22 protein-coding genes are annotated in these 25,488 nt (G+C 37.5%); 17 read left to right on the forward strand and 5 right to left on the reverse strand.

What is annotated here, in order from left to right; genetic code table 11:
- Positions 1 to 74: 74 nt before the first annotated feature.
- The gene (gene sppA / locus K2N75_RS01535) at positions 75 to 968 is read right to left on the reverse strand and encodes a signal peptide peptidase SppA (RefSeq protein ID WP_297680303.1); all 894 of its coding nucleotides are present in this window, start codon (positions 966 to 968) and stop codon (positions 75 to 77) included.
- Between the two features lie 120 nt (positions 969 to 1,088).
- Here sppA and lepA point away from each other — a divergent pair, with 120 nt between their 5' ends.
- Positions 1,089 to 2,879 (forward strand): translation elongation factor 4, encoded by a 1,791-nt coding sequence (gene lepA / locus K2N75_RS01540; RefSeq protein WP_297680346.1) that lies wholly within the window; start codon positions 1,089 to 1,091, stop codon positions 2,877 to 2,879.
- A 56-nt stretch (positions 2,880 to 2,935) separates the two neighbouring features.
- Here lepA and K2N75_RS01545 read toward each other — a convergent pair whose 3' ends face one another.
- Together K2N75_RS01545 and glnA are read right to left on the reverse strand one after the other, a co-directional pair.
- Positions 2,936 to 5,047, reverse strand: coding sequence for a hypothetical protein (locus K2N75_RS01545; RefSeq protein WP_297680305.1), 2,112 nt, complete (start codon positions 5,045 to 5,047; stop codon positions 2,936 to 2,938).
- A gap of 157 nt (positions 5,048 to 5,204) precedes the next feature.
- Positions 5,205 to 6,641 carry a type I glutamate--ammonia ligase gene (gene glnA / locus K2N75_RS01550; protein WP_297680307.1) on the reverse strand — a complete coding sequence of 479 codons (1,437 nt, stop codon included), beginning with the start codon at positions 6,639 to 6,641 and terminating at the stop codon, positions 5,205 to 5,207.
- 177 nt (positions 6,642 to 6,818) lie between these two features.
- Between glnA and K2N75_RS01555 the strand changes: the two genes are divergently transcribed.
- From K2N75_RS01555 to K2N75_RS01620, 14 genes are all read left to right on the forward strand, one after another.
- Positions 6,819 to 7,175: an HMA2 domain-containing protein gene (locus K2N75_RS01555; protein WP_297680309.1), complete on the forward strand. Its 357-nt coding sequence runs from the start codon at positions 6,819 to 6,821 to the stop codon at positions 7,173 to 7,175.
- A complete protein-coding gene (locus K2N75_RS01560) occupies positions 7,176 to 7,796 on the forward strand; it encodes a hypothetical protein (RefSeq protein WP_297680311.1) in 621 nt (206 codons plus the stop codon).
- 2 nt (positions 7,797 to 7,798) lie between these two features.
- On the forward strand, positions 7,799 to 8,053 hold the full coding sequence (locus tag K2N75_RS01565) for a YtxH domain-containing protein (RefSeq protein WP_297680313.1): 255 nt from the start codon (positions 7,799 to 7,801) through the stop codon (positions 8,051 to 8,053).
- Positions 8,054 to 8,065: 12 nt separating this feature from the next.
- Positions 8,066 to 8,392 carry a hypothetical protein gene (locus K2N75_RS01570; RefSeq protein ID WP_297680315.1) on the forward strand — a complete coding sequence of 109 codons (327 nt, stop codon included), beginning with the start codon at positions 8,066 to 8,068 and terminating at the stop codon, positions 8,390 to 8,392.
- A 13-nt stretch (positions 8,393 to 8,405) separates the two neighbouring features.
- Positions 8,406 to 8,750 (forward strand): YtxH domain-containing protein, encoded by a 345-nt coding sequence (locus tag K2N75_RS01575; RefSeq protein WP_297680317.1) that lies wholly within the window; start codon positions 8,406 to 8,408, stop codon positions 8,748 to 8,750.
- 9 nt (positions 8,751 to 8,759) lie between these two features.
- Positions 8,760 to 10,865: a heavy metal translocating P-type ATPase gene (locus K2N75_RS01580; protein ID WP_297680319.1), complete on the forward strand. Its 2,106-nt coding sequence runs from the start codon at positions 8,760 to 8,762 to the stop codon at positions 10,863 to 10,865.
- A complete protein-coding gene (locus tag K2N75_RS01585; RefSeq protein WP_297680321.1) occupies positions 10,866 to 10,991 on the forward strand; it encodes a hypothetical protein in 126 nt (41 codons plus the stop codon).
- 2 nt (positions 10,992 to 10,993) lie between these two features.
- Positions 10,994 to 11,263: a hypothetical protein gene (locus K2N75_RS01590; protein ID WP_297680323.1), complete on the forward strand. Its 270-nt coding sequence runs from the start codon at positions 10,994 to 10,996 to the stop codon at positions 11,261 to 11,263.
- A 153-nt stretch (positions 11,264 to 11,416) separates the two neighbouring features.
- Positions 11,417 to 11,977: a DedA family protein gene (locus tag K2N75_RS01595; RefSeq protein ID WP_297680325.1), complete on the forward strand. Its 561-nt coding sequence runs from the start codon at positions 11,417 to 11,419 to the stop codon at positions 11,975 to 11,977.
- Positions 11,978 to 15,448 carry a homocysteine S-methyltransferase family protein gene (locus K2N75_RS01600; protein ID WP_297680327.1) on the forward strand — a complete coding sequence of 1,157 codons (3,471 nt, stop codon included), beginning with the start codon at positions 11,978 to 11,980 and terminating at the stop codon, positions 15,446 to 15,448.
- A 218-nt stretch (positions 15,449 to 15,666) separates the two neighbouring features.
- Entirely contained in the window at positions 15,667 to 17,055 is a 1,389-nt protein-coding gene (locus K2N75_RS01605) for a major outer membrane protein (RefSeq protein WP_297680329.1), read from the forward strand.
- 158 nt (positions 17,056 to 17,213) lie between these two features.
- Positions 17,214 to 19,157 (forward strand): PBP1A family penicillin-binding protein, encoded by a 1,944-nt coding sequence (locus K2N75_RS01610; protein ID WP_297680331.1) that lies wholly within the window; start codon positions 17,214 to 17,216, stop codon positions 19,155 to 19,157.
- A 34-nt stretch (positions 19,158 to 19,191) separates the two neighbouring features.
- On the forward strand, positions 19,192 to 20,895 hold the full coding sequence (locus tag K2N75_RS01615; RefSeq protein ID WP_297680333.1) for an ABC transporter ATP-binding protein: 1,704 nt from the start codon (positions 19,192 to 19,194) through the stop codon (positions 20,893 to 20,895).
- A gap of 58 nt (positions 20,896 to 20,953) precedes the next feature.
- Positions 20,954 to 21,913 (forward strand): chemotaxis protein, encoded by a 960-nt coding sequence (locus tag K2N75_RS01620; RefSeq protein ID WP_297680336.1) that lies wholly within the window; start codon positions 20,954 to 20,956, stop codon positions 21,911 to 21,913.
- Positions 21,914 to 21,972: 59 nt separating this feature from the next.
- Here K2N75_RS01620 and K2N75_RS01625 read toward each other — a convergent pair whose 3' ends face one another.
- Positions 21,973 to 23,064 carry an ATP-binding protein gene (locus K2N75_RS01625; RefSeq protein WP_297680338.1) on the reverse strand — a complete coding sequence of 364 codons (1,092 nt, stop codon included), beginning with the start codon at positions 23,062 to 23,064 and terminating at the stop codon, positions 21,973 to 21,975.
- Between the two features lie 97 nt (positions 23,065 to 23,161).
- Here K2N75_RS01625 and K2N75_RS01630 point away from each other — a divergent pair, with 97 nt between their 5' ends.
- Entirely contained in the window at positions 23,162 to 23,836 is a 675-nt protein-coding gene (locus K2N75_RS01630) for a response regulator transcription factor (RefSeq protein WP_297680340.1), read from the forward strand.
- Positions 23,836 to 25,143: a HAMP domain-containing sensor histidine kinase gene (locus K2N75_RS01635; protein ID WP_297680342.1), complete on the forward strand. Its 1,308-nt coding sequence runs from the start codon at positions 23,836 to 23,838 to the stop codon at positions 25,141 to 25,143. The genes K2N75_RS01630 and K2N75_RS01635 overlap by 1 nt, the downstream gene beginning before the upstream one ends.
- Before the next feature lie 70 nt (positions 25,144 to 25,213).
- Here K2N75_RS01635 and K2N75_RS01640 read toward each other — a convergent pair whose 3' ends face one another.
- Positions 25,214 to 25,339: a hypothetical protein gene (locus tag K2N75_RS01640; RefSeq protein ID WP_297680344.1), complete on the reverse strand. Its 126-nt coding sequence runs from the start codon at positions 25,337 to 25,339 to the stop codon at positions 25,214 to 25,216.
- Positions 25,340 to 25,488: the final 149 nt, after the last annotated feature.

Consider the following 25,488-nt stretch of genomic DNA (forward strand, 5'->3'; position numbering starts at 1 on the left):
TTCAAAAATTACGCGTGTAAGCTCTGCAATTAAGGCTTTTTGGTCTGGCGTTTGGATTTTTAGTATCATTTGCATTAGTTGCCTTTTAGCCAAATTTTGGATAATTGCTCTAGCGCAAGTGCGATTCCATTTTGCACGCCAAGTGCGAAATTGTCCCCAAAGATTTTTTCCAAATAGATTTCAATTTTATCTTTTTCCTCTTTATACCACTTAGGATTTTGAATGTTGGCTTTTTTGAAAAGCAATTCTTGCGCGTCATAAAGGCTGCCGATTCTATCAATGAGCTTAAATTTTAGCGCAGTATTAGCACTTAGGATTCTACCTTGCGCGAAGTTTGGTTCCTCTTGTAGTGAAATTTTGCGTGCAAGGGTAACTTCTTGGACAAACATTTTGTATTGTTCCTCAACTAAATCTTTTAACATAGCTTCTTCTTGGGGATTCCACTTTCTCATAAAAGTGCCTGCTTCTTTATAGATTCCAGCTTTGAGGGTTTGCGGTTTAATCCCAAGCTTCTCTGCAAGTTCGCTGATGTCTGCGCCATTAATGATGACGCCAATAGAGCCTAAAAGTGCGCCACGATTTGCTACGATAGAATCCGCCCAAACGCCCGCTAAATAGCTTCCACTTGCCATCGCGCCTTGTGCATAGGCAACCACAGGGATTTTTGTGTGAATGCGTTTGATAGCTTCAGAAATTTCTACGCTTGGAGCAATTGCTCCTCCGGGCGAATCAATGACAAGTAAGATTCCTTGAATGTTTGGGGTTTGCTCTATTTTTTCTAATTCTTCTAAAAAGGTATCACTTTGCAAAATTGTGCCATAAAGATTGATTCTTGCGACATTTGCATCTTGTTTTGGTAAATCCTCTTTTGGTGCGAAAATCAATCCAACAATAAGCAGAAAGAGGAATGCCTTGAAATATTTTGTAATAAAATCCAAAATTTTAGTGAATAGATGAAATATTTTCATAAAATGCCTTAAAATGAAAAATCAAAGCCTAAATTATAGCATAGCCAAAAATATTAAGTGTAAATTTGCTAAGATTTTGGCTTCAAAATTGATGATTGAGGTTTAATTCTAATGGACGCAATGCAAAAGATTCGTAATTTTTCTATTATCGCACACATTGACCATGGTAAATCTACTTTGGCAGATTGTTTGATTCAGGCTTGTGGCGCAATTAGTGCGCGCGAGATGAGTGCTCAAGTAATGGATACAATGGAGATTGAAAAAGAAAGAGGAATCACAATCAAGGCGCAAAGCGTGCGTTTAAACTATAATTATAAAGGTGAAAATTATATTTTAAATCTGATTGATACGCCCGGACATGTGGATTTTAGCTATGAAGTTTCACGTTCTCTTGCTTCAAGTGATGGGGCATTGTTGGTAGTAGATGCAAGTCAAGGAGTAGAGGCGCAAACAATCGCAAATGTTTATATTGCTTTGGAAAATAATCTTGAAATTATCCCAGTGCTGAATAAAATTGATTTACCTGCGGCAAATGTGGAACGCGTAAGAAATGAAATTGAACAGACGATTGGGCTAGATTGCACAAACGCTCTGCAAGTGAGTGCAAAAGCGAATCTTGGAATCACAGAATTGCTTAATAGCATTGTGGAAAAAATCCCTGCGCCAAGTGGTGATTCTAATGCGCCCACAAAAGCATTGATTTATGATTCTTGGTTTGACAATTATCTTGGTGCGCTTGCTCTTGTAAGGGTTTTTGACGGAAGTATCAAGGTTGGGCAGAATCTTTATATTATGGGAAGTGGTAAGAATCACGAGGTTTTGGGGCTTATGTATCCTCACCCTTTGCGTCAAGAAAAAACAAAGGCGATTCAAAGTGGGGAGATTGGAATCGTAATTTTGGGGCTTAAGAATGTAACAGATATTGCCGTAGGGGATACAATGACGGATTTTAAGGAGCGCACAAAAGAACCTGTGGCTGGGTTTGAACCCGCAAAACCTTTTGTATTTGCAGGGATTTATCCGATTGATACAGACAAGTTTGAGGATTTGCGCGATGCACTAGATAAGCTGAAGTTAAACGATTCTAGTTTGACTTATGAGCCTGAAACTTCTGTCGCATTAGGATTTGGATTCCGCATAGGTTTTTTGGGCTTGTTGCATATGGAAGTCATCAAAGAGCGATTGGAGCGTGAATTTGGACTTGATTTGATTGCTACTGCCCCTACGGTTGTGTATGAAGTGAGTAAGACAGACGGAGAGATTGTTTATATTCAAAATCCTAGCGAATTGCCACCAGAGCAAAAAATTTCAGGGATTAAAGAGCCTTATGTGAGAGCTACAATCATCGTTCCAAGTGAGTTTTTGGGCAATATCATCACACTTTTAAATAAGCGGCGCGGAATCCAAAAGAAAATGGAATATTTGCAAGAAACGCGTGTTTTGCTAGAATATTGGATTCCGACAAATGAAATCGTAATGGATTTTTATGATAAATTAAAGTCCTGCACAAAAGGCTATGCGAGCTTTGATTATGAGCCGATTGGCTATCAAGAGGGAGATTTGGCAAAACTTGATATTCGTGTAGCAAATGAGATTGTAGATGCACTTAGTATTATTGTGCCAAAATCTAAAGCTTATGAGAGGGGTAAAGAGTTGGTAGAGGCAATGAAAGAGATTATTCCGCGACAATTGTTTGAAGTAGCGATTCAGGCGAGTGTGGGCAATAAAATCATTGCACGCGAAACCGTCAAATCTATGGGTAAGAATGTTACTGCTAAATGTTATGGAGGAGATATTACGCGTAAGCGCAAATTGCTTGAAAAGCAAAAGGAAGGGAAAAAGCGTATGAAAGCTATTGGTAAAGTTGCTCTCCCACAAGAGGCATTTTTAGCAGTATTGAAAATTGATTGATTCTAATTCATTGTTTAAGATAAGATTCCAACAAGAGGAATCTTATAGAAGATGGGCTAGTTAGACTGCTCTTTTGGAGATTCTAGCGATTCGGTTTGTTGTAGGGTTTCCTCCATATTCTCTTCTATTTTGACTGCAACAAAAATCATAACATAAAGCGAGCGTTTGGTGTATTCTGTAAAAGCACTTTGCGCAGGATTGCAAACTTCGCTACAAATCAGATAATGTTTTTGTCCAATTTGAATAATTTTTTTGAAATTTTTTAGACTTTTGAAATCAAATGTTTCGCTTAAATTATAATTTTCAAAGTTGAAATCTTGCTTTGTAGTGGCTAAAATATTTTTTGCACTATCAAAAGCAACACTGAATATTTCACTTTTTTCAGAAAGAATCGCAGATTCTTTAGGTAGGGAATTATCCAAGAATGTTTGAATCTTTTCTAAATCTAGCACAAAAAGCAAGCCGCCTAAGAATTTGTTGTTATCTCCTTTGATTGCATCATAAAAAAGAATGGTTTTTTTGTTGTTATAGAATGCGGTTGGCTCATAGTTGGAAACTATGAGATTATTAAGATTGCCACTATTGAAGCGGTCAATGATTCCGAGTTTTTTTGCATTGAATTGGATATCGTCTAATGAGTTTTGTAAAGTATTGCCCTCTTTGTCAAAAAGAATAATGTTATAAAAATTACTAAAATTCGTTTTCAAACGTTCCAAAAGTGCCTTGGTGCTTGCAAGCGTTTCGGGTGTAAGATTGCCTTGTGTATGCTCATTTAAATAGTTTTTAAATTCTATACCATTTTTTATCCACCCAGAATCTTTAACGCATTCTCTAAAAAGACTATCTGTAATTAATGCAAGATATTTGGAATAATAGTCAATCACATTAAAAAGTGCATTGTAGATTCCTTTTTGTAATTCTTCTGTGGATTGAACACAAAGTGTGTTCATCTCTTCGCTTAAGATTCTAATATTATTTAAAATTGGATTGAGTGCATAAGAATGGCTTTTTGAAGCGATAATTTCACCATTGATAACAACATCTCCTAATTCTTCATTAATGTTTTCACTTTCTGCAATAACAATATCTAAATCTTTCGTAACAAGTAAAGAATTTTCTAGCAAAAGAGGGTCAATTTTGTGGTTGGTTTGTTTTTTGGTATCAAATGCAACATAAAGTGGCACGATTCTACAAATGCGCCATTGCTCTGTAATACTTGTAAAACCTTGAATATTGTTGATTTCTTGCAATGCAACCATACAAGCCTTAGAGCGATATTCTAAAAAAGTATAATCTTTGTGTTCGGTTAAGTTTAGTAATTGTCCATTAGGAAACATACGCGTATTATCAGAAAATAAAATATGATTTTTTTGATTAATAATCACAAGATTGGATTGTGGTAAGCGATAAGGGAAACGTTCTAAAATCGTTTTAAATTCTTCTTGGACATCTACCACAAAAGTAAGCACCATAATGGGCGCTTGTTCTTTGTTTTGGCGCAAAGGAATGACGAAGAAAAATTCCGTTCTTTCTTCTTTCTCTTTTTCTTTGGTATCATAAAAATCAACTTTTTGATAAAACTCCCCATATTTTTCTATGTTGCGCGCCTCAAGAATAGGGGATAGTTTTGTTGTGTAAGCAATAGCGTATTTTTTGCCCAAGTCAATTGCTTGCAAAAGTGTGCCATCATTGTGATAAATCATAATATCTTTATAAACTGCGCTACTAGCAGCAAATTTTTTAAGATATGCAACAATTGTTTCTAAAGCGGCTTTGCATTGTTCTGGATTTTTATCTTTGTGGGATTCAAAGTTTAGACATAAATCTAGTAAGTATTTACTTTGTGCAAGCGTAGAGATGTCTTCGTGGCGATTGTGAAAATAAAGCTTAAGGATTTCCGCAATGATTTTTGCAGAAGTGTTTGCTTCTTCATAAGAATTAAAAAAGGTTTGTTCCAAGATAGTTTCAATAAGCCTATCTTGAAGATTTTCAAACTTTTCTTGTGTTTTCTCCATATAATCAAAAAGATTTTCCGCAATATCTAAAGAGCTAATTTTACCTGTCAAAGTTGTTTTGCTAAGTAAGGTATTAAAAGATGAAAATTGCGATTGATAACGTTGCACCATAGGCATATAGTTGCTAAGAAGATTAATTGTTGAAGACTCCATATTAAATCCCTTAAATAAAAAATAGATTCTGCTATTATAGCAAATTTTTGCAAATTTTAAAATAAAAAGAATCAGGACAAATGACGCAAAAGAGTTTTGTAAGTTTAAAACTCTTTTTTAGTTTTACACCTTGAAAAAACTACAAGAAATTTAGAATCTAGCAGCTGTAAGTTGTGATAAACTCAAAAGGATGCGGACGTGCTTCCCAAGGCCAAATTTCGGTTTCAAATTTGTATTGTTTATAGGTTTGAATAAACTCTTCACTAAAAACTTGCCCCACTTTAAAAAACTCTTTATCTAAAAGCATTTCTTCCATTGCACTTCTTAGAGTATGTGGAAGTTGTTTGATACCCTTTTCACGAATCTCATCTAAAGTGAGTTCAAAAAGATTGACTTCCATCGGTTTGCCCGGGTCTGTTTGGTTGATAATGCCATCTAGTCCTCCCATTAAAAGCGCAGCGAAAGCTAAGTAAGGGTTGCTTGAGCTATCTGGGAAACGAAACTCCATTCTCTTTGCTTTTTCTCCACTATTATAAGGAATCCGAATGCTTGCACTACGATTCTGCGCAGAATAAGTAAGAATGCTAGGTGCTTCAAAGCCTGGAATCAAGCGTTTATAGGAATTTGTAGAAGCATTGGTAAAAGCCGCAATGCTTCTTGCGTGCTTTAAAACACCGCCTAAAAAGTGCATTGCCATTTCACTTAAGCCCTCATAGGCATTTCCTGCAAAAAGATTCTTGCCTTCTTTCCAAATGCTAATATGTGTGTGCATACCGCTTCCATTGTCTCCATAAAGTGGTTTTGGCATAAAAGTAGCTGTTTTACCATTTAGATGAGCAACCATTTTTACGACATATTTGAGCTTTTGGACATTATCCGCTGCTTCAAGCATATCGCCAAATTTGACTCCTACCTCTCCTTGTCCTTGTGCAACTTCGTGATGCACGATAAAGGTTTCTAGTCCTACTTGATTGAGCACCTTGACAATCTCTGCACGCAAATCTACCATAGAATCCACAGGAGCGACTGGGAAATAACCTCCTTTTGTACCGGGACGATGTCCAAGATTTACTCCCTCGTATTCTTTAGAGCGATTCCATTCTCCTTCTTCTGTGTCAATTTCATAGTATTGACAATTCACAGAATCTTTCATCTTGATAGAATCAAAAATGAAAAATTCATTTTCTGGACCGAAATATGCCACATCACCGATTCCGCTTTCACTTAGATGTTTCATTGCGCGTTTAACGATACTACGAGGACATTTTTCATAGGGTTTGTTTTTGTAAATATCCCATACATCACAGAATACTACTGCTGTCGTATCGGCAGTAAATGGGTCAATAAAATAACGCACTGGGTCTGGGATTAGAATCATATCCGACTGATGAACGGGTTGCCACGCAGGAAAAGAGCTTCCATCAAAAGGAATCCCTTCAAAGCTACTTTCATCAATAGAACTTGCGCTGAAAGAAAAATGATGCCAAATCCCCTTAATATCCGTAACGCGGAAGTCAATAAATTCTACTTCATTTTCCTTGCAAAAATCAAAAAACTGCTTAATGGCTTTTTTATCAACAGCCGGCTTTTCCATAAAATACCTTTAAGAATGAAATTTTCGCGCAATTCTACAAAGTTTTTGTTTAATTGCGATTGAAGAGAATTAAATCTTAACTTTATTAAAAAAACTTTAAGATGATATTAATTTTCATTTTCTTATAATTTCGCTTTAAGATATTAACATTGATTATTAATATTCTAAGAAAGTAGAATGGAAAAATTATGTTTAAAAGAGGGTCAGGAATTTTCCATTACACCTCAAGACTTGCAGGTTTTTCGCGATTATTTTTCTATTATTCATCACACAAAGGGTAGAATCCGTTTGCGTGCAAATATGAAATTAAAAGAATATGTGAAAAATAGTGCGGTAGATTTTCAGGCATTTTTGAAATTTTTAGAAAAAACTCCATTGATATTCAGTATCAAGCTTAATGAATTAATTGGCTCATTGACGATTCAATACGATGCACATTTGCTAAATCCAAAGGTTTTTGAGGATTTAATGCGAGGCGAAAAACTAGAAGAGATTGCACAAATCATCAATCATCATCTTAAAGAGGGAGATTAAATGAGCGCTGAAAATTTGCTTTTGGCTTTAAACGATGAATACAAGGCTTACAGCTTTTATACCTCTGTAAGTTCTTATGGGCAAGTCTTTGTTCATCTCCAAAGTGCCGAACAAACGCATATCAATGCTTTAAGTTGGCATTTGCAAAATTTAGGTGTCTCGATTCCACAGAATCCCTATAATGCAGAGAGTTTTGCAAATTTTTCTAGCATAGAAGAAATTTTGCAGACTGCGCTTGTAAATGAAAATAAAAATGTAGAACTTTACAATACTCTTATTGCAAATGAAAAGGATTTGGAAGTGATAGATACCTTTTATCGTCTCCAAGCCGCAAGCTTTAATAACCATATCCCCTCACTTTCTTATACACTTGAGCAGATTCAAGGTGCCACACGAGATTCTGCACAGAATCTCCAAAGCACATTTCAAGCCTTGAGCGAGGGTAAAGTGCTACTCAATGAGGCGGGCGAAATGCTTAATAAAATGCAAAATGGAACTCTAAGTCAAATGGAGTTAGAAAGCTTTTTGCATAAATTAAACTATTCTCTCATTGGTGGCGTTATTGTTGGAGCATTGGGGGCGAGTTTATTGAATGAATTTTTAAATCAAAACAAGGAGTAAGAATGGCATTACCATTTGTTGCGGGACTAGCAGTCGGAGCAGGAGTTGCGCTTATCTTTACGCAACGTAAAAAAATCAAGGAATCTTTTGAAAATCACACAATAAGTGCAGATTTGCAAAAAGGTTTGGATAAAGGGAAAGAGGTTTCTCATAAGGCATTGCAATGTGTGCAAAGCACCCTTGAGAAAACCGCACAGAGTTTAAAGGATAAAATAGAATCCAAAGAGGATTCTAAGGATTCTACGCAAACTACATAAGGAGTTTTTCAAATGATTGTTAATACAGGTATGCCTCGCTCTATTGCAGGACACGCATTAAGTGGTGGGGTGATTGCTTTGATATTGAGTGGGGCTTATGAGTATTCTAAGGTTCAAAAAGGAGAAATTAGCCAAAAAGAAGCCCTTAAGAATACGGCTGTTGCAACTTTGGAGGGTGGAATCATTACGGCTTGTGGAATCGCAGCGGCAAATTCTTTGGGAAGCACACAATCACCATTGAAAAATTTGTTAGAAGCCACAACATTAGTTGCTATTGGAATGGCGAGTATTTATGGAATCCAAACACTTGCAAATCCAAAAGCTAAATCTAATTTATAAAAGGAGTTTTTAAATGTCTCAACCAAATCCAAATAATCCCTATATCAATTCTTTTAACACAAGAGATACACAAAACAACACGCAATACGGAATCCCAAGCTCTCAAAGCCAAAACAATCCTTATACTACAACAGGATTTCTTGGAAATGAGAATGCGCAAAAAGATTTTCTAAAAGGCGCACTTATTGGTGCAGTTGCAACCTTTCTCTTAACCAATGAGAATGCGCAAAAAGCGATTTTTAAAGGTTTTGCTAAGGTAAGTAGCTTGTTTGAAAGTGGAATAGAGGAGTTAAAAGAACGTTATGAAGACGCAAAAGCAGAAGTCAATGATGTTGAGTTAAACACTCCAGAACATTAAGTTAAAGCAATGCAACTCATTTTATTGCACGCAACCCAAACAAGAGCACGTTTTAAATATCATTGCAAACCCGGTTTTAGGGTGGATTCTCTAAAATTGCGTCTTTTGCTTGAATCTTGTGCAGAGATTTCCAATGTCCGCATTAATGCAATTTTAGGCAATGTGATTGTAATTTTTAAGGGTAAGTTAGAGGAGATTACAAGTCTCGTTGCAAACGCCTTAGAGCAAGTAAGGATAGAATCGCAAGAAGTCTATAAAAAAGAAAGCTATTTGGCTTTGCGCGATGAGATTCCGAGTTCTGCTGAAGTGGCGCGGGCTGGAAGTGCGTTATTGATTTCTCCTTTTTTGCGAAATCCCAAATTTCAATTAGGATTCTCCGCGATTGCCTCTGCCCCTTTGCTTTTTAGCGGAGTTAAAGAAACCTTAAAACGTGGTATTAACTCACGCACACTAGAAGCTATGGCAATAGCCATTTCGCTGTATTTAAAGGATTTCAAGACAGCAAATTCTACGAATTTTATGCTAGCACTTGGAGAATACATTGAAGAGATGACAATGTATAAAAGTGATGATTTGCTAAAAGAGCTTGCAAAGCAAAAGAGCGGGGAGGCTTGGGTAGAGAGAATCCAAGAGGGTGAAAATGTGCTTTTGCAAGTCTCAAGTGAGGAGCTGAAAGTCGGCGATATTGTCGTGATTGGTGCAGGAGATGCGATTTTGGTAGATGGACACATCACGCAAGGGGAAGCGTTGGTAAATCAAATCTCTATGACAGGTGAAGCAACTCCTGCCCAAAAAGTTTATGGGGATAAAGTGCTCTCTGGCACGATTGTGCAAGAGGGACAAATTAAGGTTTGGGCGGAATCTGTGGGGGAACAAACCGCAATGGCGCGCATTAAAACCTATATTGAAGAAACGCTTGTGCAAAAATCCTCTCAAGAATTGAATGCCTCTAAAATGGCGGATTCTTTAGTGCCTATTACGCTTGGTTTGTCCCTGCTTTCTTATTTTTTCACACAAGACCTTATGCGCAGTGCGAGCGTATTGCAAGCCGATTATTCTTGTGCCTTGAAGCTTACAACTCCTGTTGCGTTTAAATCTGCAATTTCCAATGCGGGCAAGGAAGGGATTATTATCAAAGGTGCAAAAAGCTTGGAATCCTTGCAGCTTGCAGAAGTGTTTGTGTTTGACAAAACAGGCACTTTGACTAAAGGCGATTTAGAGGTGCTAGATGTAGTTTCTTTTGAGGAATCTTGGGATAAAGAAGCGGTATTAAATCTCGCTGCAAGTATTGAGGAGCATTATTTTCACCCTGTAGCAAAAGCAGTTGTCAAAGCGGCAAAAGAAAAGCATTTTAGGCATTTTCATCACGATGAAGTAACCTTTATCGTTGCGCATGGCGTCAAAAGCGAAATTAGCGGAAAATGCGTTGTTATAGGCTCTAGGCATTTTTTGGAAGATGATGAGGGAATCGCATTTACCTCTTATGAGGAAAGAATCTCCAAACACTTAAAAAGTGGAGAAATGCCTTTGTTTATAGGTTATGACAAGAAGCTTTTAGGCGTTATTTTGCTAAAGGATACTTTAAGAGAAAATGCCAAAAAAGCTTTATCGCGTCTGCGCGAAAGTGGCATTAAGGAAATCATTATGCTGACAGGCGATACACACCAAAAAGCCGAGCAAATTGCCTTAGAATTGGGGATTGACCGCTATTATGCAGAAGTTTTGCCCACCCAAAAGGCTGAAATTTTAGAGGAGATTATACAAGAGGGCAAAAAAGTTGCTTTTGTCGGCGATGGAATCAATGACGCACCCGCTCTCATACGCGCAGATGTTGGAATCGGTATGCACAAAGGAGCAGATATTGCTAAAGCGAGCGCGGATATTGTGCTCTTGCGTGATGATATTGAAGTGGTGGCAGAGGCAAGGGAGCTTGCAGTGGCAGCCTTAAAGAAAGTGCATAGAGGATTTAAAATCGCTGTGAGTGTCAATTCCTTGATTCTCGCTTTGGCGAGTCTTGGGAAGCTTAGCCCGATTCAAACCGCCTTTATGCACAATGGAACGACGATTGCACTTTTGCTTAACGCATTGCAACGCATTAAAATTCAAAGGACATAGATGCAGATTTTATTACTTTTAACCACCTTTGCAAGTGGAATCTTAACAGCAAAAACATTGCAAAATGCACAATTAAAGAGAAAAAAATACCAGCAGCACAAGATGAAATCAAAGGCAAAGGGGTAAATATGGAAGAAAACAGAGAAACACAGACAGAATCGCAAATAAGTAAGCCTCTTGTAAAACGAAATCCAAAACTTACAAAAAGCCATATGGAAAGGAAGAGAGAAATGGCTAAAATAGGTATGACAACAACTTTATTGCTAACAAGCGGAAGTGCGTTGTTTATGAAAAATAGAGTTGCAAAGGCAGTGCATATAGGGGCGGGCGTGGCGTTGGTTGGGTTTTGTATTTGGCATGCTTCACTTTATCCTAAAGAACACAATAAGACAAATTAGAATCTCTATGTGCTTGCTTATCGCAAGTAATCCTTCAAATAAAATTTCGTCTTTAGATTACATTGTCAAAAGACAATTTAGCAGAATTTATCGCAAAAAAGACAAGATTTTGCTAAAGTTTTACTTTTGATTCGTTAAAACTTAAGGAAAACAATGCAAGAAACGATAGATTTGATTGCGAAATATGGCTATGCAATTTTATTTTTATACTCCCTTGGTGGCGGATTTGTCGCTCTTATTGGTGCAAGTGTTTTGAGTTTTGCAGGCAAAATGGATTTAAGTCTTAGCATTTTGGTTGCTTGTGTAGCAAATTTTTTGGGGGATTGGTTGCTTTTTTATCTTGCGCGTTATCAAAAAGCAATGATGCAGCCTTATCTTGCGTCTCATCGGCGTAAATTAGCATTGGTGCATTTGCTTATGCGCAAATATGGCTCTCTCATTTTGATTTTTAAAAAATACATTTATGGCTTAAAAACGCTTGTGCCACTTGCGATTGCGCTAACACCTTATTCTTTGCTTAAGTTCAATCTTTATAACGCCATAGGCGCGGTGATTTGGAGTGTTAGTTTAGGAATCGCAGGATATTTTTCGGGTGGAATTTTAATCAAAGGATTTGAGATGATAGGAGAGTATCCCGCTCTTGCCCCTGCGTTTGTTATCGTGTTGCTAGGTGGGCTTTGGCTTTGGCTAAGTCGTGCGACAAAAAGGGTTTAAATGAGGCTTCAAGAGTTATTAAAAAAGCGCGTTTTGATTCTTGATGGCGCAATGGGAACGGAAATCCAAAAAAGAGAGATTCCAACTTGGGGAGAAAATAAAAGAGGCGAGAAGTTGGAGGGTTGTTCTGAAGCCCTAAACCTCTATGCTCCAGAAGTGATTACAGGGATTCATTCAAGCTATTTGCAAGCGGGAGCGAATATCTTAAAAACAAATACTTTTGGGGTAATGCCTTGGGTTTTGGCAGAATATGGATTGGAATCCCAATGCAAAGAAATTGCGGCTTTGGGCGTTTTACTTGCGAAGTCTTGTATCCAATCGCACAAGGCACTAGAGAATCAGCAAAACGCCCTTTTTATCGCGGCTTCTTTGGGTCCAGGCACGAAGTTGCCAAGCTTAGGACATATTGATTATGATACGATGTTTAGCGGGTATTGTGAATGCGTGGAGGGATTCAAGGAGGCGGGCGCAGATGTGATTTTGCTAGAAACTGCACAAGACCCTTTACAGATTAAAGCTGCATTGCACGCGTGTGAAGCAGTCGCTCCCAAGATTCCTGTAATGGTGTCTGTTACGATTGAAACTAATGGCGCAATGCTCATTGGCACGGACATTACGACACTTTTTCATATCTTAGAGCCTTTTTCTTTGCTTTCTTTGGGAATGAATTGCGGGCTTGGACCTGATTTGGCACGACAACATTTGCTTGCCTTAAGTGAAGTGTGTAAATTTCCTCTCTCTATCCATACAAACGCTGGACTTCCGCAGAATCGCGGAGGAATCACTTATTATCCTATGGGTGCGGAGGAGTTTAGCGAGATTCAAAAGAGCTTTTTAGAAATTGCGGGTGTCGTGTTGCTTGGGGGTTGCTGTGGGACGACGCCAGAACATATTAGGCTTTTGGTAGAGAAAACAAAAAATGCGATTCCATTGCCGCCAAAAGCGGAATATAAACCAAGCATTGCTTCGCTCTTTGGCGCAGTGGAGCTTCATCAAGAACCCGCGCCCTTGCTGATTGGCGAACGTTCTAATGCCACAGGTTCTAAGGCGTTTCGTGAATTGTTGCTTGCGGAGGATTATGAGGGGGCATTGGGCGTAGGAAGTGTGCAAGTGCGAAGCGGCGCGCATTGTTTAGATGTGAGCGTGGCATTTGCCGGAAGAGAAGAGAGCAAGGATATGCGAGAGTTGATTTCGCGCTATGCCACGAAGATTCCGCTTCCTTTAATGCCCGATTCTACGCAAGTCAATGCGTTAGGGACTGCATTAAAACTTATCGGCGGACGCGCAATCATTAATTCTGCGAATTTAGAGGAGGGGATTGAAAAATTTGATAAAGTTGCGAGTTTAGCAAAGAAGTTTGGTGCGGTTTTGGTGTGTTTGAGTATTGATGAACAAGGAATGTGCAAGACTTTTGAACGCAAAGTTGCGTGCGCGCAAAGAATGATGGAACGCGCGAAAAATATCCATCATCTGCGCGAAGAGGATATTATTTTTGACCCGCTTACCTTTACGATTGGAAGCGGAGACGCAGAATATTTTACCGCAGGGATAGAGACACTAGAGGCGATAAAAAAACTCCGCGAACTCTATCCAAAAGCCGGAAGCACTTTAGGGCTTTCTAATATTTCTTTTGGTTTGAGCAAAGAGGGGAGGATTTGCCTAAACTCTGTTTTTCTCTATCACGCGGTTTTGAAAGGCTTAAGCAGTGCAATCGTGAATGTCGCGCATTTGATTCCTTATGCGCAAATGGACAAGAAGGATATTCAAATTTGTGAGGATTTGATTTTTAATTCTTCGCGCACAAGCGAGCCTTTGTATGCGTTTATCAAGCATTTTGAAAAGAAAGCAGGAATGCAGATTCAAAACAACAAAGAAGAGGAAAATCTAAGCGAGGAAGAAAGAATCGCAAAATATCTCATCAATGGGGATTTAAATGCGATGCAAGAGCTTTTGCCACAAGCAAAAGAAAGAATCACGCCAGAAAAAATCATCAATACGATTCTAATTGACGCAATGAAAATCGTAGGAGAAAAGTTTGGCAAGGGTGAAATGCAGCTTCCTTTTGTGCTTCAGAGTGCGGAAGTGATGAAAAAGAGCGTGGATTATCTGAATGCTTTTTTGCCCAAAAAGCAAAGCACACACAAGACAACAATTGTGATTGGAACGGTCAAGGGTGATGTGCATGATGTGGGTAAAAATCTTGTGGATATTATCCTTACAAACAATGGATTTAATGTCATTAATATCGGAATCAAAGCGGAATTAGAAAAGTTTATAGAAGTGATAGAATCCCAAAAGGTAGATTGTATCGGTATGAGCGGGTTGCTTGTGAAATCCACCCTCGTGATGAAAGAAAATTTAGAGGAGCTTAAAAGACGTGGAATCACGATTCCTGTTATGCTTGGTGGAGCGGCACTCAATCGCAATTTTGTGGAGGAATATTGTAAGCCAAATTATGATGGAATCCTGTTTTATTGCAAAGACGCTTTTGATAGTGTCGCGGCAATGCAGAAAATCCAAAGTGGAGATTTAAGCGATTTGAGTTTGCCAAGTGATAAAGCAGGTTTGCAAGGAGACAAGGCAGATAAGGCAAGCAAACAAGAAGCGCGTTTGGCAAAAAAACTCGCCACAGATTCCACAAATTCCAAAGATTCCGCATACGATTCTGTGCCAAAACCCACAAAATGTGAATTAAACTTTGATTATCCACGCCATCAAGCACCATTTTTTGGGCGCAAGTCTTTGCAATTAAGTGAAAGCGAATTAGAAGAAGTCTTTGCACTCCTTGACAAAGATTTGCTTTTTAAACATCGTTGGGGATATAGCAAACTCAAAAAAGAGGAATACTTAGAGCTAAAGCAAAAAGAATTAGAGCCTTTGTTTGAAAACCTTAAGCAAGAATTACTAGAACAAAGAATCTTTAATCCTATCGTGCTTTATGGGTATTTCCACACGCGCACTAAAGAGCCTAAGGATTTGAAAGAGGGCTTGATTTTGGAGTTAAGCGCGGGTTCTAATTTCAAAAATGTGGAATCCTTTTTGTTTCCGCGAAGTAGCAAACAGCCTTATTTGTGCTTGAGTGATTATTTTAATCCAAAGGGTGATATTTGTGCCTTGCATTTGGTTTCAAGCGGACACAATCTTGCGCCTTTTGAAAAGAAACTTTATGAGGAATCGCAATACCATAAATATTACTTGGTGCACGCTTTGGGTATGGATTTGGCAGAAGCATTAGCGGATTTCGTGCATAGGCGCGTGCGCAAGGAGCTTGGGCTAGATTCTAAATGTGGTCAGCGGTATTCCTTTGGTTATCCTGCGTGTCCAGATTTGGCATTAAGTGAGGGGTTGTTTAAGCTGCTCAATCCGCAAGAATTTGGCATTACTCTAAGTCAAACTTACCAAATGACGCCAGAAGCGACAACTTCCGCTCTGATTGTGCCACATTCTGAAGCAAAATATTTTGCGCTTTGATTGTGCGTCCTTTTTGGTTTAGACGATAGATTGCCACGAAAATTTTGCAAATTTTCTCGCAAGGATATATTGCCTCGTCCTTGCGAGGTGAAGCCAAAGCAATCCAAAATCTCGCAAAGACAAAAAGCTAACCACATAGAATCCAAAAATCCGTTAATTTAAGTATAATTTAAGTATAATTTAAGTAATCTCACGCCTTTAACAATCAAGGAGTCAAAATGAAATTTTTAAAACTTAGTTTAGCGGCGTGTGTCGCGGTATGTGGAATCGCAAGTTCTGCAAGTGCGCAGGATTTGGAAGAAGCAATCAAAGGAGTAGATGTCAGCGGAATGTTGCGTTATCGTTACAGAGACGACAGATACACCGACAGAAACTATGTCAAAGACAACTCGGATAAGGGAGCTGCAAGACATCAATGGCGTGCAGATGTGTTATTTAAAGTGCCGGTTGCAGATTATGTTGCAATGAATCTAGGTGTGCGCTATCATAACCCAGAACAAAATGTAAATCACGGAAACACTTATCCCGGTCTAGGTGAGGGCTTAGGTTCAGGAAAAGATAGTAGCTTTGGTGTGGGAGATTTTAATGTCGTGATTACTCCAGATTCCACCAATACGACAATTAAAGCAGGAAAAATGATTCTTACTACTCCTCTAAACGACCCATTAGATGATAGAGGAACAGGGATTTTAGCAATCAATTCAGATATTAATCATTGGACATTTGTCGGAGGTGCGTTTGATTCTTGGAGTATTGATGATTATCAACCGGGCTATTTTGGCGCGGCAACAGGCAATAATACCGGAGGTTCTATCACCAAGCCACTCTATACGCTTGCAGCATTAGGAAACTACGAAACAAGTGTGGGAAATGTAGAAGCGCAGATTTGGGGATTTAAAATTGAGGATATTTTAGATAGCGGAATGTTCTTGCAATTAGGCTTTAATAACAGCCTCTTCCATATCACAGGACAATATGCGTTTGCAAATTTGGATAATGATAGAAATCATATTCTTGCAAATAAAGCAGTTTATAACGACAGAGTGCGTGGCGGAGCAGACCTTTATACTTTAGAAGCAGGAGTGCGATTCCACGATTACGATGTGCCTCTTGCGCTAAAACTTGGCTATATGGGCAACTCTAAAGATTCTTATGCAGTATCTTTGGATAATGAGGGAAGCTTTAATAAAGTAGGGCAAATTTGGTTTGAAAACAACGCAACGGGCGTGAGTATCTCTACACTTCCAATTGAGGGACAATCAATGCCTAACAATCATCAAGGCAATTCGCTTAGTGTTTTCTATGGTAGCTTGAATTATGATATTTTGGATAATCTTAATGTTGGGATTGAATATGTCAATGGGACAAACGAGCTAAAATATAGTGCGACAAACAGAGGCGATATTGATTTCCAAGAAATCACTCCTGTGGTGCGCTGGCAATATAACAAAAACTTAGCTCTTAGTGCGTATTATGCAATGCTCACGACTGATAGGGATAAAAATGTAACGCCAAAGCATTCTGATGAGAATGGAAATAGTATTTTTGGTGATAGAGATTCTGAAGACAGAAATCGTTTGCAACTAGAAGTGCGCTATACTTTCTAAAACCTGCCGAGATTCTATTTTCATAGAATCTCGCAATTCCACATACCTCACAACTCAATAAATCAAACCCTAATAACAGAATCTTATCTCTTAAAACTCGCCTTTAGAATTTCTATGTTAAAATTAATACTTTATTATTTTTTTGATTTAGGTTATTTATGAGTTTTGTAAAAGTTTTTTTAAGAATTTTGGTTGTTCTTGGGATTGTTTTTGGAATCGGAATAGTAGTTTTTGTGATTCAAATTTATTCTGAAATTCGCAACGATACAGACAAGATTATTAACTATCAGCCACCTATTGCCACGCAGATTTTTGATAGACAAGAGCGATTGGTTGCAAATCTTTTTGACAAAGAATTTAGATTTTATGCGACTTTTGAGGAGATTCCACCGCGCATTGTGGAGGCTCTTTTGGCGATTGAGGACACTTTGTTCTTTGAGCACCCCGGCGTGAATATTGACGCAATCATTCGCGCAATGCTTAAAAATATTAAAAATGCGCGCTATGCAGAGGGCGGAAGCACAATCACGCAGCAACTTATTAAGAATCTTGCCTTGACGCGCGAAAAAACAATTGAGCGTAAAATAAAAGAATTTCTTTTAGCCTTGCGTTTGGAGACGATTCTGACCAAAGAAAAAATTTTGGAAGTTTATTTGAATCATACTTATTTTGGGCACGGATTTTATGGAATCAAAACCGCAGCACTTGGATATTTTCGTAAAAATATGGAGGATTTGACACTAAAAGAAATCGCAATGCTTGTCTCCTTGCCACGTGCCCCGAGCTTTTATGACCCGACAAAAAATTATGATTTTTCTTTGGGGAGAGCAAATAATGTTTTGCAAAGAATGTATGAAGTGGGGTGGATTTCGCAAGAGGTGCTAGATTCGTCTTTGAGCGAGCAACCCAAGGTTTATAACGACACATTGACAAAAAATGTCGCGCCTTATGTGGTAGATGAAGTGCAACGGCAGTTAGTTGGGTTGGAGGATTTAAAAACTGCTGGATATAAGATTTATTTAAATATTGATTTGGATTATCAGGAGATTGCACAAGAAGCGTTGTATTTTGGGTATGAGCAGATTTTATCACGACACAAAGGAGAAGAAGCATTAGAAGAAAAACTTAATGGCGCTTTTGTGGTGTTGGAGAATAAAACAGGGAAGGTTCTAGCACTTGTGGGAGGAGTGGATTATCAAAAAAGTAATTTTTCGCGTGCGACGCAAAGCAAACGGCAAATTGGGAGTAGTGTCAAGCCCTTTTTGTATCTTAGTGCGATTAATTCTGGGTTAGCGCAAAATTATCAGATTCCAGATATTGCCCGCACTTATGAATATAGAGTGGGTAATGTGCGTAAAAAATGGCAACCAAAAAATTATGGAAGTTCTTTAAGTGGCTTTATCTCACTCAAAACTGCTTTGACAAAATCGCTGAATCTTGCGACGATTAATCTTGTAGAGGAAGTGGGATTTGATAGAATCTATCGGGAGATTTTGGATTATGGATTTGAAAATGTGCCCAAAGACTTGACAATTTCTTTAGGTAGTTTTGGGGCTTCTCCGCTTGAAATGGCAAAAAATTTTATGGTGTTTTCAAACTATGGCAAAGTCATCACACCAATGTTGATTGATAGAATCGTGGATATGCAAGGAGATGTTGCTTATTTTAGTGGAGAGGAACGCGAATTAAGCAAACCCAAACAAAGCTTTTTAATTGTGGATATTTTGCGAAATGCGATTAATCAAGGTACAGGTAAGCGCGCCAAAGTAGAAGGGATTGAGTTAGCAGGTAAAACAGGCACAACAAACGATAATGTAGATGCGTGGTTTTGCGGATTTTCTCCTAGCATTGAAGCGATTGTTTGGTATGGCAAAGACGACAATACGCCGATGGGATATAGTGAAACGGGAGGTATCGCTCCAGCACCTGCCTTTTCTTACTTCTTTGACAAAATCTTAGAAATTGACCCTGGATTGGAACGTAAATTTACGATTCCACAAGGTGTGCAAAGTCGTATTGTAGAGGGAGAGAGATTTTATTATACCGATGAATCGCCGATTAAATATCAACCAAAAGTCAATCACGACACGATTATTTTTTAGTATGAATTGAAAATCTATTGAAAGGAATCTTCATTTGAAACGATTTTTTAGATATTTTTTACCTTATGTTAAAGACTATAAATTATATTTATTTTATTCTATTGTTGGCACGATTTTAGTCGCAGGCGCAAGTGCCGCAAGTGCCTATCTTGTGAAGCCTGTGTTAGATGATATTTTTATCAAAAAAGATACGACAATGCTTCAGATTCTACCTTTTTTGGTTGTGTTGGCGTATTTTGCCAAAGGTGCTGGAGCGTGGATTCAGAGCTATTATATGAATTTCGTAGGGCAAAACATCGTGTGTCAGCTAAAAGAAATTCTTTTAGAAAAAATTTTGACTTTTGAAATGGATTTTTTTAATCGTTATCGCAAAGGAGAGTTAATCTCGCGCGTTATGAATGATATTAGTGCAATACAAAATGCGATTTCAAGCTATCTAGTGGAGGGTGTTAAGCACGGGCTAACCATTCTTGGATTGGTTGCAGTGGTGATTTATCAAAGTCCAGAATTGGCTTTTTATGGGCTTGTCGTAATGCCTTTAGCTCTTTATCCTATCTCACGAATCGCAAAAAGTATGCGTAAAAATTCTAAAAAATTACAAGAAAAAAGTGCAGATTTGTCCTCTAAATTGATTGAGATTTTTAATAATATGGAGCTCATCAAGGCAAGTGCAGGCGAAAAAATGGAATGTCAGCAGTTTGCAAATCACAATAAAGAATGGTTTAAAATTTCAATGAAAACCGTGAAAGTCTCTGAACTCACCTCTCCTTTAATGGAGACTTTAGGCGCGATTGCGATTGCAGTTGTGATTGTGATTGGTGGGCATAAAGTCATTGATGATGAAATTTCCACAGGAGCGTTTTTTTCTTTTGTTACGGCACTTTTTATGCTCTATACTCCTTTTAAGGCTTTAAATAATCTTTATAGCAAATTTCAAATTGCTTTTGCTGCGAGCGATAGGATTCTTGAAATGTTGAATCGTCGCGCAAGAATCCAAGATGGTGCAAAGGAGCTTGCAACACAAATACAAAAGATTGCGTTTAAAAATGTGGATTTGTTTTATCAAGAAAAACAAGCCTTGCATAATATTAATTTGGAAGTCAAACGAGGAGAAAGTATCGCATTGGTTGGAAGCAGTGGCGGAGGGAAAAGTTCGCTTGTGAATTTGCTTTTGCGACTTTATGAGCCAAACTCTGGAGAGATTTGCATTAATGATACAAATATTCAAGATTTCACACAGGCAAGTTTGCGTGCCAAAATCGCGATTGTAACGCAAAGGATTTTTATCTTTAATGATAGCATTGCGCAAAATATCGCTTATGGAAGTGAAATAGAGGAAGAAAAGGTCAAACTTGCTTTGAAACAAGCAAGGATTTTGGAATATGTGGAATCCTTGCCCGATGGAATCCATACAATCTTAAATGAGTTTGGTGCAAACTTAAGTGGAGGACAGCGTCAAAGAATCGCAATTGCACGCGCACTTTATAAAAATCCAGAGATTCTTATCCTAGATGAAGCTACGAGTGCGCTAGATAACAAAACGGAAGAAGAATTTAGGGAAGCTTTGAGTGAATTATTAGAGGATAGGATTGTGATTATCATTGCGCATAGATTTTCTACGGTTTCTCTAGCACAAAAAATTTATTTTTTCAAAAATGGAAAAATTATTGCCAATGGAACACAAGCAGAATTATTTGAAAAATGCGAATCCTTTAGAGAATATTATAAAAGTATTTAAAACTTTTATCTGCTTTATGTTATAATACACGGAAATTTTTAAATTTAAGGTTTTGGAAATGTCAAATTTGTCCAATGTTGATCAAATAACCAATCTGCACAGAAACAACGAATTGCAGCTCCTATGCTTTCGGCTTGAAAAAGATAAAGATTTGTATGCGGTGAATGTTTTTAAGATTCGTGAAGTTGTCAAATATCGTGGGGAAATTACGGTCGTCTCTCACGAGGGAAGTTCCTTAGTGGAGGGATTGATTACGATTCGTGAGCTTACGATTCCTTTGATTGATTTGCGTAAATGGTTTTATTATGATTCTAGAGATAAATCAAAGAATCTTGAACCTTATGCGATTAGACGCGCTCCGGGCGATGATGAAGTGATTATGATTTGCGAGTTTTCTAAATGGACGGTAGGCGTTAGAATCTACGAAGCAGACAGAATTTTAAACAAAAAATGGACAGAGATTGAACAAAGTGCAGGGATTGGGAATTCTGGTTTAAATAGCAAGTTGGTCAGTAGAACGCGTTATTTTGATGGACGATTAGTGCAAGTGGTGGATATTGAAAAAATGCTTGTAGATGTATTCCCGTGGATTGAAACCGAAAAGAATGATGAGATGAATAAAATTAAGCAAATCATTACAAGCAAAGAAGTTTTACTCGCAGATGATTCACCAAGTGTTATTAAGACAATGCAAAATATTCTTAAGAAAATTGGCGTTGCGCATAAATCTTTTGTCAATGGACAAAAATTGCTTGATTATGTATTTACCGAAGGGACAGATGTTTCTAAAATTGGGATTATTATCACAGACTTAGAAATGCCAGAAGCGAGTGGATTTGAGGTCATCAAGCAAATCAAAGCAAATCCATTGACTTCTAAGATTCCTGTGGTTGTAAATTCTTCTATGAGTGGAAGTAGCAACGAGGATATGGCACGTTCTCTCAATGCAGATGAGTTTATCTCAAAGTCAAATCCGGTAGAAGTAGAGGACGCCTTACGACGTTTTATGCTAAAATAGACTTATCTAACTTTTTGCAAGCCCTTGTTTCTTTCTGTGCCACAAATATGAGTTTCCAATTAGAAAATTCTAGGCAAGAAATCTTGCAAGGCAAAATCTTTAAAAGGCAAGACTTGGTAGGGTGTGCCTAAGTTTTCGCCTGATTCTTTATGGTTGAGCGATAAAATTAAAAAAGAATCGCAAAATTCGCGCTCTTTGATAATTTTGTGCAAACGAGATTCTAAAATATGGTGTTGAATAAAAGGCATACAAAGAATCCCGAGTGATAAATTGGGCAGATAAAAGTCTAGTTTGTCTGTATAAAATATTTCCTCTTTGAAATGATAAAGTAGCTCCAAAAAAACCATATTTTCAAACAATAATGCAAAATTACGCTCATAGGAAATTGTATTTTTCAGTGTAAAATCCCAAAAATATAATTTTTTGGGCGCAGATTCGTGTTCAAACTTGGTAAGCCAAAATAGCATCTTGCTTTTATTTAGGATTTTGCAATATTCATAAAATCTATCTTTGGACAATTTTCCCTCTTTTTTGAGTTTGGTAAAAATCTGATGAATGGAAGCTTTTTGCCCTAAATGTAGAATGAGATTTTGCAGAATCCAAAAATTAATAGAATCTCCCGCAAGTATTTTTAGAAATTCTCCCTTTTTGTATTCATTAAGATGTTCCGCCTCTAGTAGATTTCCAAATTTTAAATAAGAATTTAAACTCTCATCAATAGGAGTTTTGCGAATCTTTGTGAATTCTTGAAAGGTGATGGGCGGAATCTCTACAAGATTGTAATTTGGATTTATCAAAGGAGATTGTGAAATGATTGTGATTTGGGGTGTGGGAATGGAATCTAAAAGAGTAGGAGAAAAAAGAGAGGGGCTGAAATGGTCTAGAATTAAAATGTCAATGGTTTCTTTTTGGAGCAAATCTAGCAGCGATTCTGAAATTTTACATTGGTTAAGATGGGAATCGTTAAGATTTAAATACATTTTTTTGGACGAGCTAAATTCTGCTTTGGCATAATGGTTGAGGATAATTTCTGTCTTTCCAATGCCCTTAGCACCATAAATACAAGTTTTCTTACCCAATGTTAATGGCAAATGACGATGGACTTTGCTTAAATTTTTAGGATAGGATTCTAATATCTTTGCTAATTCCATACATTGCCCCTTTGATGTGAAAGTAAAATTATAGCGCAACCTCAATGAATTGAATCTATTTGCTTGTGGTATAATCCCTTGGAATAAAAGGAGAGAAATGAAAGCAAAAGTTTTGCTACTTGAAGATGATATGGTGCTGCAAGAAATTATCGCGGAATGCCTAGAGGAAGAGGGATACGCGGTGGTATGTTGTAGTGATGGCACAGAGGCTATGGATAAAGTCTATGAAGAATCTTTTGATATTTTATTGCTTGATGTGATGGTTTCTGGACAAAATGGATTTGAAACTTTACGTTCTATCCGTCAGAGCGGCAAAGAGATTCCGGCGATTTTTATCACTGCTCTTAATTCTCTTAAAGACCTTGAAATTGGCTTCAAAAGTGGCTGCGATGATTATTTGCGCAAGCCTTTTGAGCTTTCTGAATTGCTCCTTAGAATGGAAGCACAATTAAAACATTGCAAAAAATTAGATATTTTTGAGTTTGGTAATGGATATTGTTTTGATTGTGCAGAGGAGATTTTGTATTATCAAGGCAATATTGTTAATCTTCCTGCCAAAGAAAGGGAATTGTTAAAGATTCTGTTGCAAAATGAGGGGCATTTTGTGAGTTTGGAACAAATTTATTCTGCACTTTGGGATTATGACAAAGAGCCAAGTGAGCTAAGTTTGCGTGTATATATTAAGAATCTGCGTCAAATCATTGGTAAAGATAATATTCTCACAAGGCGCGGTGAGGGATATTGTTATCAACCTAGCAATATGAGGGAATAATGGAAGCAAGGGAAACAGCATTAAAGATTTTGGCACTTTATATCTCTACAAGTTTTATTTTTTTAAGTATTGTTTTTTATGGTTGGTATCAGAAAGAGAAAGTTGCGATTTTGGAATCTAAGGCGATTGTATTGCGCGAAAATGCGCATACTTTGGCAATTAATTTTTATGAGAGATTGCAAGTAGATACCGAAAATATGCAAGATTTGTTGCATAGAATCGCAAAGGAATTTCAGATTCCTTTTATGGTTGTAACGCACAAGGGAGAAGTGGTTTTTAGCTCTTTATCCCAAGAAAAAAGCAAAGAGGAGGTTCAAGCGATTTGGCATACAGACGATTTAGATTTAATAAAGAGCAATCATCACGACAGAATCGTTGTTGTAGAGGATAAAATCTATTTCATTACACAAAGGGCAATGGGAAGATTTTGGCATTTGCTTCATCAAGGAATGAAAGAAAAAGAACTTCAAAATTCCCACCAAAATTTTAATCCACAAACAAAAAAGTTTTATTTGGTACTTTTTTCTGATGGAATCAAAGCAGAGATTTACAAGCTTTTGGGGTTGATGTTTGGAATCTTTTTGCTCATATTAATTGCAATGAGCATAATAGGATATTTTTTGGTATTGCTTAGCTTGAAGCCTTTGCGTAAAAAAATCCAATCTTTAAACGCGTTTATTAAGGATTCCACGCACGAGATTAATACACCTTTGAGTGTGATTTTGATGAGCATTGAAAGAATGAATCCAAAGGAGCTAAGCTCTTCGCAATGTCAGAAATTGGAACGCATTAAGTTTGCGGCGCAGACTTTAGGGAGAATTTATCAGGATTTGTTGTTTTATAATTTTGATGAGGCAAGGGAATTGAAACTTGAAAGGATTGAAATGTCGCAATTAATAGACGAACGCATTGTGTATTTTCAAGATTTTTTCAAGAAAAAAAATATTCAAATCACAAAGGAAATAGAGCTACAAAATGCAAAAAGCTTGCTAGAAGCGAATCGCAGTCATATTATTAGAGTGGTAGATAATCTGCTAGATAATGCGCTCAAATACACTGCAAATGGGGGATTGGTGAGAATCAAATTAACTCAAAAGAGCTTAAGCATTCAAGATAATGGTTGTGGAATTAAAAAAGAGGATTTGGATAAGGTGTTTGAACGTTATTATCGTAGCAATAGTAATCAAGGGGGGTTTGGGATAGGGCTTGCGCTTGTGAAGCAAATCTGCCAAATCTATCATATTCAAATCACTTGCCATAGCCAAGAGGGCAGAGGAAGCGAGTTTATCTTGCGTTGGAATCCATAACCTTGCCCCCCATTTTTGCTACAATACTTCCTTTTTAAGATTCCATTTTCTTAAAAAAGAGAAAGATTCTTTAAAATAAAAAGAATCCCAAAGCAAAAAACAAACACACAAAAGAAAATAAACAACCCAACACCACTAAAGGAATCCCAAACAATCCCATAAACAACAACAGCGATTCTATAAACAAACCATTCAAATCTTTCCCTCTTTAAAATATCCTCCCTTACAATCTTGTAAAGATTATCAAGAATCCCTCTCTTATCAATACCATTTAGCTTATCTCTTAGGAGAAGTCTTAAGTAAAGCAGATAAGTTTTGGTATAAAGGTGGATATTTAAAACTCAA

Origin of the sequence: Helicobacter sp. (genome assembly GCF_029067145.1) — a bacterium.
Classification (GTDB): domain Bacteria; phylum Campylobacterota; class Campylobacteria; order Campylobacterales; family Helicobacteraceae; genus Helicobacter_D.